General features: G+C 31.2%; 13 protein-coding genes. 6 read left to right on the top strand and 7 right to left on the bottom strand.

Annotation, left to right across the window (positions count from 1 at the left end; genetic code table 11):
* Positions 1-409: 409 nt before the first annotated feature.
* From SHI72_RS20370 to SHI72_RS20340, 7 genes are all read right to left on the bottom strand, one after another.
* Entirely contained in the window at positions 410-835 is a 426-nt protein-coding gene (locus tag SHI72_RS20370; RefSeq protein WP_323491207.1) for a hypothetical protein, read from the bottom strand.
* A 64-nt stretch (positions 836-899) separates the two neighbouring features.
* Positions 900-1,802, bottom strand: coding sequence for a PhzF family phenazine biosynthesis protein (locus SHI72_RS20365; RefSeq protein WP_323491206.1), 903 nt, complete (start codon positions 1,800-1,802; stop codon positions 900-902).
* An 80-nt stretch (positions 1,803-1,882) separates the two neighbouring features.
* Positions 1,883-2,368 (bottom strand): hypothetical protein, encoded by a 486-nt coding sequence (locus SHI72_RS20360; protein WP_323491205.1) that lies wholly within the window; start codon positions 2,366-2,368, stop codon positions 1,883-1,885.
* A 93-nt stretch (positions 2,369-2,461) separates the two neighbouring features.
* A complete protein-coding gene (locus SHI72_RS20355; RefSeq protein WP_323491204.1) occupies positions 2,462-2,620 on the bottom strand; it encodes a hypothetical protein in 159 nt (52 codons plus the stop codon).
* Positions 2,621-2,693: 73 nt separating this feature from the next.
* The gene (locus SHI72_RS20350) at positions 2,694-2,891 is read right to left on the bottom strand and encodes a hypothetical protein (RefSeq protein WP_323491203.1); all 198 of its coding nucleotides are present in this window, start codon (positions 2,889-2,891) and stop codon (positions 2,694-2,696) included.
* A gap of 89 nt (positions 2,892-2,980) precedes the next feature.
* Positions 2,981-3,742: an MBL fold metallo-hydrolase gene (locus SHI72_RS20345; RefSeq protein ID WP_323491202.1), complete on the bottom strand. Its 762-nt coding sequence runs from the start codon at positions 3,740-3,742 to the stop codon at positions 2,981-2,983.
* A gap of 6 nt (positions 3,743-3,748) precedes the next feature.
* Positions 3,749-4,081, bottom strand: coding sequence for a hypothetical protein (locus SHI72_RS20340; RefSeq protein ID WP_323491201.1), 333 nt, complete (start codon positions 4,079-4,081; stop codon positions 3,749-3,751).
* 263 nt (positions 4,082-4,344) lie between these two features.
* On the opposite strand from SHI72_RS20340, the gene SHI72_RS20335 reads away from it, so the two are divergent.
* The 6 genes from SHI72_RS20335 to SHI72_RS20310 all read left to right on the top strand — a co-directional run bounded on the left by SHI72_RS20335 (position 4,345) and on the right by SHI72_RS20310 (position 9,773).
* The gene (locus SHI72_RS20335) at positions 4,345-4,515 is read left to right on the top strand and encodes a hypothetical protein (protein WP_165572136.1); all 171 of its coding nucleotides are present in this window, start codon (positions 4,345-4,347) and stop codon (positions 4,513-4,515) included.
* Positions 4,516-4,585: 70 nt separating this feature from the next.
* Positions 4,586-5,125 (top strand): DUF4375 domain-containing protein, encoded by a 540-nt coding sequence (locus SHI72_RS20330; RefSeq protein ID WP_039118122.1) that lies wholly within the window; start codon positions 4,586-4,588, stop codon positions 5,123-5,125.
* Positions 5,126-5,541: 416 nt separating this feature from the next.
* Positions 5,542-6,813, top strand: coding sequence for a serine--tRNA ligase (gene serS, locus SHI72_RS20325; RefSeq protein ID WP_039118123.1), 1,272 nt, complete (start codon positions 5,542-5,544; stop codon positions 6,811-6,813).
* Positions 6,814-6,912: 99 nt separating this feature from the next.
* Positions 6,913-8,691: a tetratricopeptide repeat protein gene (locus SHI72_RS20320; RefSeq protein ID WP_323491200.1), complete on the top strand. Its 1,779-nt coding sequence runs from the start codon at positions 6,913-6,915 to the stop codon at positions 8,689-8,691.
* Between the two features lie 60 nt (positions 8,692-8,751).
* Entirely contained in the window at positions 8,752-9,063 is a 312-nt protein-coding gene (locus tag SHI72_RS20315) for a DUF4286 family protein (RefSeq protein WP_039116568.1), read from the top strand.
* A 233-nt stretch (positions 9,064-9,296) separates the two neighbouring features.
* A complete protein-coding gene (locus SHI72_RS20310) occupies positions 9,297-9,773 on the top strand; it encodes a nucleotidyl transferase AbiEii/AbiGii toxin family protein (RefSeq protein ID WP_039118127.1) in 477 nt (158 codons plus the stop codon).
* Positions 9,774-9,836: the final 63 nt, after the last annotated feature.

Here is a 9,836-nt window from a genome sequence, read left to right as displayed (position 1 = left end):
AGTGTTCTACTAAAAAATCAGGCAGCATAAATTTTAAAAGGTCTATAGGAGTCATCTCAAATTCTTAGATTACAAAGTTCTTATTTTATTTTGACATTCCTCCCCAGGTTTTGTTCTTGATCCGCTTTGTGGACCTTTGTGTTTTTTCTCTTTCCTGTCTTTGCGGTTAAAACCTGAAGTATTGTTTATGCTAAAAGAGCTTAGTGTCTGGCAATTTCTGAGAAACTATTTTAAGTTTTACTAGTAAAAAATCTTTGCGAGACTCCGTGTAAACTTTGTGAAGCTTTGCGGTATAATTTTAGCGCGTTTATGGAGAATAAAATTTAAATCTTACCCCTTAATTTTATTAATCTAAGTGTTGTAGTAATGAAATTGGTTCTAATAGATATAAATTTAAAGTAAACAAAATTTATTTTGCTGCTAACTCCTGCTTGCTATTTTTTCTATAAAAATAAGTTGAGATGTATACAATTAATAGATATGGTGAGTAAATTAGAAAAAACATAAAAGCTTTAAGTGGCCAACCAATTCCAAGTGTATTTTTCTCTAGTTCTTTTGCTTTATCTAAATTTTCTAGAGCTACATTTTTAAATCTTTCAATATCGTTCATAGCATCAAAATCAAATCCATAATAAGAAAGTAGAATCTCATTTGAAAAGCTTCCCCACCATCCTACAATTAAAACGAGAATGAAAGTTGTTATGATGCTGGTGATTAAGTATATGATGAATATGTTTTTAGTATTTCGTTTATATATTTTATTTAATATAAGAATTGGTAAAACGATTAAAGTTATTATTGATATAAATGTTATTGTTTTTATTATAATCTCCATGTAGTGGCTATGTTGGTAGTTGTAGGAAAGAATTAAAAAGAAATCTAATCTGGTTTGATTTTATCTAAATATAAAGTTCGCCACGCATTGTTATAGCTGAAGATCCACCAACTAAAATATCACTTTGTCTACTCATTACTTCTATTATTGAGGATTGATTTAATTTTACGCCTTGTAGAATCTTATATTCTTTGTTTGGTTGTGTATACTTGTTTTTTGTCAAAAAACCGATTAGAGGGCCTGCAGCAGTTCCAGTGGCAGCATCTTCTTCTATTCCGATTATTGGATTGAAAAATCTGGCTTCAACAATATTATCTTGATCTTCATCAGTAATAGTAAAACAATAAAAACCTTCAAATTGATGTTCTTTTGAAATTTCGATTAAAAGTTTGTTGTCAGGAGTACAGCCGTTTAATAATTGGCTATTTCTAATCGGAACCATTACGTGAGAAACTTCTGTTTGTACCACAGTTGGAACGAGCATATTAACTTCTAAATCTTCTATTTTTAAACCTAATGCTATTGCTATTTTATAAGTAGGGACTTGGTGTTTTATAATAGCTTGTTTTTGATGCATTTGTACAATAGGATATTGTGTGACTGAATCAAAACTTGCTGTTACTCGTATCGGGGCATTTTTCATGATTACAAAACGATTGTTTTCATCTTGCTCATCAAATATTGGTATTTTTTTTAGTAATGCGCCACAAACGGCACCTAATAAATTGTGTCCAGCTCCGTCTATCTCAAAGCCTATTGGAGTAAAAGAACGAACATTAAGAGCCTTTTGTACTTTAGAATAATAAACAAATGAAGTCTCGGAATAACCAAATTCCTTTGCAATATTTTGATAAACTTCTAAATCTAAATTTCCATCAGTAAAAACGACAGACAAAGGGTTTCCTTTGTAACTTGTATTAGAGAATACATCTAAAACATAGTATTCTAATGCTATTCTTCCCATCATTATTTATATTTTTAAATGCTTATTTTTTTGATATGTTCGCTTGTTAAAAATACAATTATAATAATTTATATCTAGTAGATTTATTCGTCTAATTCTTTCCAGCAAATGTCTATTTCTCGTTGAACTTGTTTTTCGAGTTTAGGAAGTTCATTTGTAACCCAAAACTGGCTTTCTCTAGTCAAATAATATTTGTCTTCGTTAAGTTTAAATTTCATGATTTCTGTAATCATCGAAATCATTTCATGGACATCTGATGTTCCATTTGCAAAATTTGGACCGACTAAATATTTTAAAATATCCTTTTCATATTTCGGTTTGTAGTATAAAATATGAGTAACTATAGGAAAATAGAAGTAAAAATAACTATAAGTATTTGAGTGATATTGGATTTTATTGAATTCGGAGATTAAAACATTAGATCGTAAATCGGGAGTTTCAGAATTTAATTCTTTTAATAATTCAAAAGTTTTTTCAGCACTTGGAGTTAAATTCCCCATTCTTTTAAGATATGAGAATGCTTTTTCAAATTCTGAGTTTTGATTGTTTATCCAATTAAAAGCGTTCAATTTAGTATTAGATTTAATGTTATGTGGTTTGAAATATGTACTAATTTAAAACAGAATACTGTAAAGTTTATATGAGATTTTGACAGCCCAGATCTATTGTTTAATACTTATTTTTAAATTACTGAAGTCGTTGATTTTTTCAAATTCAGTCATGAAAGAATTTACTTCTAGGATACTATCATTTTCTGCTTTCAATTTAAGTAAGTTAAATTCTTCTCCGCTTATTTCTCTAAAATAAGCTTGTGTTTTCATATTAGAAGCATTTAATGGATAATTTTCGGGTATTTCTTGTGCTGTTAACTTTCTTAATATTTTAGTGTAGATTTTATTTGATAGGTTCAGTTTTAGAGATAGAAATTTCAATTATTAGTTGACTGTTTCTATTTAGATAATTCTGAATTCTTTCGTAAAATTCACTTTCACAATTTTTATTGGAGTCGAATAGATTTAATTTACGAAGAAGCTGAATCTTAAAATCACCAACATTTTCATAGTCTACTAATTTGATTTTTCGAGTGTCCATTTAAATCAATGTTATATAATTTTTTTAGAACAGATATAATTCTTGTATTCTGATTGAAAGTATTTAAGATGTTATCTTGTTTTGCTAGCTTAGTTCTCGTAAAGTTTAAACTCTTCGATGTCATGATATCCAAAAACTGCTATTTCAGGATGCTCATTTATTAAATTTCTTATTTTATCTAAACTGTTTAATCTTAAATCATTGTTGTCTGCCCTCATTTTGGCTAACTGATTTACGGGATGCTCATTATCATTAAGTTCTAGTCTCATGTAATATGCGTCTGCAATGTAAAACATCCATTTGTTGTCTGTTTTTATTACTACACCACAATGTCCTGAAGTATGTCCGAAAAGAGGAATAAGAAAAATTTCTGTTTCGGTATTTGTAATGACTTTTCTAGCTTCAAATCCGAACCAATTAAAGTCGGATTTTCCATAAGTTTTAATCGTTGGATTATGTGCTAATGGTGTTTTTAAGTATCTTGGATTTCCTGAATTGAAGTTTTCATATTCTTCGATTCCTACGTGAACTTTTGCATTAGGGAAATCGGCAAGGCCTCCTATGTGGTCGTTATCGAGATGGGAAATAACGCAATCAGTAACTTTTTCAGGGTTAAGTCCTAATTTCTCGATTTGCCTTATGGCGGTTTGATTTTCGTTAAAGCTATAGCCAACAATATCTATAAGTTGTTGGCCGATTCTTTCTAATGGTTTTTGGATGTCTAAAAGTCCAATGCCAGTATCAATTAAAATGAGTTTATCATTCTCTTCAATCAATAGGCAATGTCCACAGACATTATCGTTAACTGGTGAAACAATTTTAACACAGTTTAAATGATGTATTTTTGGCATGAGGTTTTAATATGAAGCGTTAACTGTTTTTATAATTAAAACGCCTACTCCCTCAGTATCTCCATAAAGACTAATTGCTTTTTGTCTGTCAACAGTTGTAATCTTTAGAATTTGATTTTTTGAAAATGTAAGTTTCTTTTTTTCTAAGTCTTGATAAGTATATGTTACTCCATCTACAATAAGGATTGGCTCATTTGTAATAACTTTATTAGTAGCCATTTGTATAATAGTATCTGAAAGATAGAGCCTTTCTGTTCCTTTATCTTGTAGTTCATATCGACTTTGAGAATACATTGAGAAGGATAAAAGTGAAATAGCTGCAATAAAAAATTTTTTCATAGGTATAATATTTTAATAGAATTTGGGCGATGAATAATTTTAATTCAATGCTAAAATAGTGTTTTTTGTTACATAATAATATTGTGAATTTATATTTCTTATGAAAATGGGTTTGCGTTAGGGATAGCAGCGGATAGCCCACAGCCTGACGGAGGAAGTGCGAGGACTTGTAGTGAATAGCCCGACCCGGAGGGAAACGCCCAGTAAATTATTCCCATTCAGTTTCATATCTTTGTAAGCGGAATTAAATAAGCATAGAAATCATGGCAAAAGGACCTGAAAAAAATACCAAAAACAAGGCTTTGCATACCAAATTGCTAAACCGAAAAAAGACTAAACTTCAGGAGGAGAAAAAAGCAAAAGCATTACGTTTGAAAGCTTTGGTTACAAAAATGAATGAAAAAATGGGTAAGGACGGATTAGATGGGATATAAATCAGATTGTATTTCTTTTCTGGTTTAATTTAACTGAAATTTGCAAAACAAAATCTAAATATAAAACAAGATGGAATTCGGTAGAATAATAGTTTCTGAAACGGCAATGAATAGTGAGAATCTTCAAGATATAATTCACTCTAATATTTCGGTAATTAACTTAATGCGTGAGGAAGGTATTGATGATGACTTGATTCATGAGGATGCTTTGATGAGTTATTATTTAGATTATTATACTTCGCAATGTACAGAGGGAAATTTTGCTCAATTTGTATATAATTCGAGTTGGAATGCTGAGTTAAATGAGTTAATCGAAGAAGGTTTGGCTTTGCTTGGTGCCGAAAAACACTTGGAATTATTCCAACAACAAAGCAAAAAAGTAAAATTAATGAGCAGTGTAAAACTTAATAAATTCCTTAAAGGAAAATTAGAAGGTGTAAACCCAATAAGAGATTTGCTGAATAATGATACTTTTTATGAAATAGAAGAAAACCTGGTTACGTTGAACGCTAATTTTTTAAAATCACATCCTGATTTAGAAGTTCTTTCGGTAGATGATATGTTTGCTACTCTGGAAGAATTTGTGGGTCATGAAATTAAAAGGGCTTAAAAGAAGGTTTTTAGGTTCGGAGTAGCAAAGGTTCAAAGGTTGGGTTTGTGTGAAAGGGAGTTTGTGAGAAGAGAGACAGAAGATTTAAGATGCAAGAAGAAAGAGGGATTAGAGAACAATGATATTGTAAAGTTATCAGAATTATATTTGATAACTATTTGATACTTAAGCTCTACTCAGGAGGACAAAGTATTGTATTTATTTCTATTTAATTAAACTTTTGGGAGTCTTTGTGTCGCCTTTGTGCAACTTTGTGATTCTTTGACTCCGCTCAGGAGGACAACAGTTTGTGGAATAATATTTTTTTATAAGTAAGAAATTACCTTTCCCTATAAACTTTGTCCCATTCTTAGCAAACATTTCCTTAAATTTGCTTCCTTAATATATAAATATACAATAGTTACAAAATTTAAGCTATGTTACAAATCGCATTTATTAGAGAAAATCAGGAAAAAGTAATCACAGCTTTGGCAAAACGAAATATCGATGCCAAAAGCGCTGTTGAAGAAGTGGTGCAACTAGATGAAAAACGTCGTGCAACTCAAGTTGAGTTGGATAACATTTTGTCTGAATCTAATAAATTATCCAAAGATATTGGCGAATTGATGAAAGCGGGTGAAAAATCTAAAGCCGCAATCTTAAAAGAGAAAACAGTTGTATTAAAAGAAAAAAGTAAAGAGTTAGCAGACAAAGCTGATGTTTTGGCTCAGGATTTAACTCAAAAACTATACGCATTGCCAAACCTTCCAGCTGATATTGTACCAGCAGGGAAAACTCCAGAAGACAATTTGAATGTTTTTGAAGAGGGTGAAATTCCAGTTTTGCATGAAGGTGCACAACCACATTGGGATTTGGTAAAAAAATATGATATTATCGATTTTGAGCTTGGTGTAAAAATAGCTGGTGCTGGATTTCCTGTTTATAAAGGAAAAGGTGCTAGATTACAACGTGCTTTAATCAATTATTTTTTAGATAAAAATACTGCCGCAGGATATAATGAAGTGCAAGTTCCGCATTTAGTAAATGAAGCTTCAGGATATGGAACAGGACAGTTGCCAGACAAAGAAGGACAAATGTATCATTCGACTATTGACGATTTATACTTAATCCCAACTGCCGAAGTTCCTGTTACAAATTTATTCCGTGATGTTATTTTGAGCGAAAGCGAATTGCCTGTTTTACATACAGCATATACGCCTTGTTTCCGTCGTGAGGCGGGTTCTTATGGAGCTCACGTACGTGGATTAAACCGTTTGCACCAATTTGACAAAGTAGAAATTGTACGTGTTGAGCATCCGGATAATTCATATAAAGCGCTTGACGGAATGGTGGAGCATGTGAAAACTATTTTGCAAGAATTAAAGTTACCATACCGAATTTTACGTTTGTGTGGTGGTGATATGGGTTTTACAGCAGCATTGACATATGACTTTGAAGTTTTCTCTACAGCACAAGATCGTTGGTTAGAGATTAGTTCAGTTTCTAACTTCGAAACTTTTCAAGCGAACCGTTTGAAATTACGTTTTAAAGATAAAGACGGAAAAAATCAATTGGCTCATACATTAAACGGAAGTTCATTGGCTTTGCCAAGAGTACTTGCAGGAATTCTTGAAAATTACCAAACACCAGAGGGAATCGTAATTCCAGAAGTATTACGACCATACTGTGGGTTTGATATTATAGACTAATCTTTTAGTAAACAGTATTCGGTTGCAGTTTTCAGTCCAGTTTGGAAACTGAAAACTGTCACTGAGACTGAATACTAAAACTGTAACTAAAAACCGAAGATGAAAAAGCTCTTTCTATTTATTACTTTATCATTCTCGCTATTTACATTTGCTCAAAATGAACAATTAGCGCAATATTATTACGATAAAGGTGATTTTGAAAAAGCAAAAATCAGCTATCAGGAATTGTTGGATACTAATCCTTCGAACACACAATATTTTTATCGAACTATTGATTGTTATCAGCAACTACAACAGTTTGATGTAGCCGAAAAAATTATCCAAAATCGATTTAATAAGTACAAACAAGGTACTATTTTAATTGAACTGGGATATAATTTTCAATTACAAAAAAATGATGCTAAAGCCAAAAACTACTATGACCAGGCTTTAGATAAAATCTCTACAAATCCTAATGAGGTATTTGGTATTGCCAATTCTTTTGAGAAAAAAGTGTTATTGGAATATGCTTTAAAAGCGTATCAAATGGCATCCAAAATTCAGCCTAGTTTTAATTTTAATTTTCAGATTGGTTTGCTCTACGGACAAATGGGTAAGACTGATATGATGATTGAAACTTTGTTGACAGAATCTAATGAAAATCAACAGAACACTCCATTAATTCAGAGTCAGTTATCAAGGTTTATGGCAGATGCTGCCGATACAAGTTTCAATGACGCATTACGGAAAGCTCTTATTTTAAGAACTCAAAAAGACCAAGATGTTTTTTGGAATCATTATTTGAGTTGGTTTTATGTACAACAAAAAGAGTTTGCAAAAGCATTTATTCAGGAAAAAGCCATTTACAAACGTGATCCTGAATCACTTTCGAGTATTGTTAATTTGGCTCAGTTTGCGATTGATGATGAAGATCCCGAAGCTGCTCAGGAGATTTTAGCTTTTGTTCTGGAGAATACAAAAGATTTGAGTTTGCTTGTACAGGCAAATACCTATTTGTATAAAATAAAAATTGACAAAGCAACCGAAAAAGAATATCCGGCAATTAATACAGGACTCCAAGAATTGCTAACAACTTACGGCATAAGTCCTTTTACCTTATCTTTGCAATTAATTCAAGCACATTTTTTGGCTTTTGATTTAAAAAAATCGGAAGAAGCAAAAACGATTGTTAAGAATGCACTCGAATTACAACTGAATGATTATCAAAAAGCAGAGGCTAAAATGGAATTAGCAGATGTTTTGCTTTTTGAAGAAAAATTTAATCAGGCGTTATTGTATTATTCACAAATAGAATTGGATCTTAAAAACGATGTTATGGCACATGAAGCGAGTTTAAAAGCTGCCAAAACGAGTTATTTTAAAACTGATTTTGTATGGGCTTTAAAACAGTTTAAAGAGTTGAAATCGGCTAATACACAGTTGATTGCAAATGATGCTTTGGAGTATTTTTTATTGATAAATGATAATACAGTTGCCGATTCTACACAAACGGCTTTGAAGCAATTTGCAAAGGGAGACTATCTTATATATCAAAATAGAAATCAAGATGCGATAGCTCAATTTCAAAATATATTAAAAACTTTTAAAGGACAAGAAATAGAAGCCGTAACTTTGCTGCGATTAGGACAAATTTACGAAGACTTAGGCGATTATAATTCGGCTTTAAGTCAATACCAATTGATTATCGATCAACATAGTGACGGAATCTATATTGATGAAGCATTGTTCTTTTCGGCAGAAATTTACAATAAGAAATTACAGGATTTTGAAAAGGCAAAAGCCTTATATGAGAAAGTAATTTTTAACCATCAGGATAGTATTTATTTTGTAGATGCCAGAAAGAGATACAGGGAATTGCGAGGCGATACCAATTTATAGCTAGGTTTAATTGGTTATTCGTTTAACCGATTAACCGAAAAAACGATTAAACAGATAAAAATGATTATTTACAACATCACCACAAACATACATGAAAGTGTGCATAACCAATGGTTAAATTGGATGCAACAAAAACATATTCCTGAAATTTTAGCAACAGGAAAATTTTCATCTGCAAGAATAGTAAAAGTTTTAGTAGATGAAGAAATGGGCGGGATTACTTATTCTGTTCAATATGTTACTGATAGTAAGGAAACGTTAGAGAAATATTACCTTGAAGACGAGCCAGCTTTCAGTCAGGAAGCATTGCGATTATTTGCAGATAAAATGCTTTCTTTTAGAACAGAATTAGAGTTTATCTCGGAGCATTAAATAGATTATTTGATATTTTGGAGAGTCTAACAATCTGAAAATATAAATGGAAATTAAATTTCAAACTAAGGAACAGAGCAATAAACAACAACAAGAGGATTTCTTGAAGTTGTCTAAAACGGAAAGGGTATATAGCTTTTTTCGTTTGATGGAACGTGTGAGCAAGTTTCCTGTTAAGAATAAAGAAGATAAGAATAAAGATAATTTTCTGATTGTTATAAAATCAAAGTAGGATGCTAAAATTGTGGGATCAAAACATTAACGAGTTCATTACTTTAGCTAACAAACATCAAGTTCGAATGCTTATGGTTGGTGGGGGAGCCGTTAACTTCCATGGTTATCAAAGACATTCAGCAGATGTTGATTTTTGGATAGAAACAACAGATGAAAATTTTAAAAAATTAGTTGTTGTTTTCAATGAGATGGGGTATGAAATTACTGATTTCCCTGAAAATGTAAAAAAACAAGAACAGAATATTTCAGTGAAATTTTCTCCAATTGATTTAGATTTAGAATTAATTACCAAATTTTCGGTAAATAAAACTTTTGAAGAAGCTTACAATGACAGTGAGGAAGTAACTGTAAATGACAAAACATTTTTAAGATGGAATGTTTTATCTTTAGAAGACTTGATTACAAGTAAAATTAAAGCGAATAGAGCTAAGGATTTACTAGATATTCAACAACTTCGGGAAATTAATAAAAAATAGATTATTTGATATTTGAGTGGATTGATATTTCAAAAAACTCAATAATCTAACAATCTGATAATC

The organism is Flavobacterium sp. PL02 (assembly GCF_035013205.1).
Taxonomy (GTDB): domain Bacteria; phylum Bacteroidota; class Bacteroidia; order Flavobacteriales; family Flavobacteriaceae; genus Flavobacterium.
This window is presented reverse-complemented; position numbering and strand designations above follow the sequence as displayed.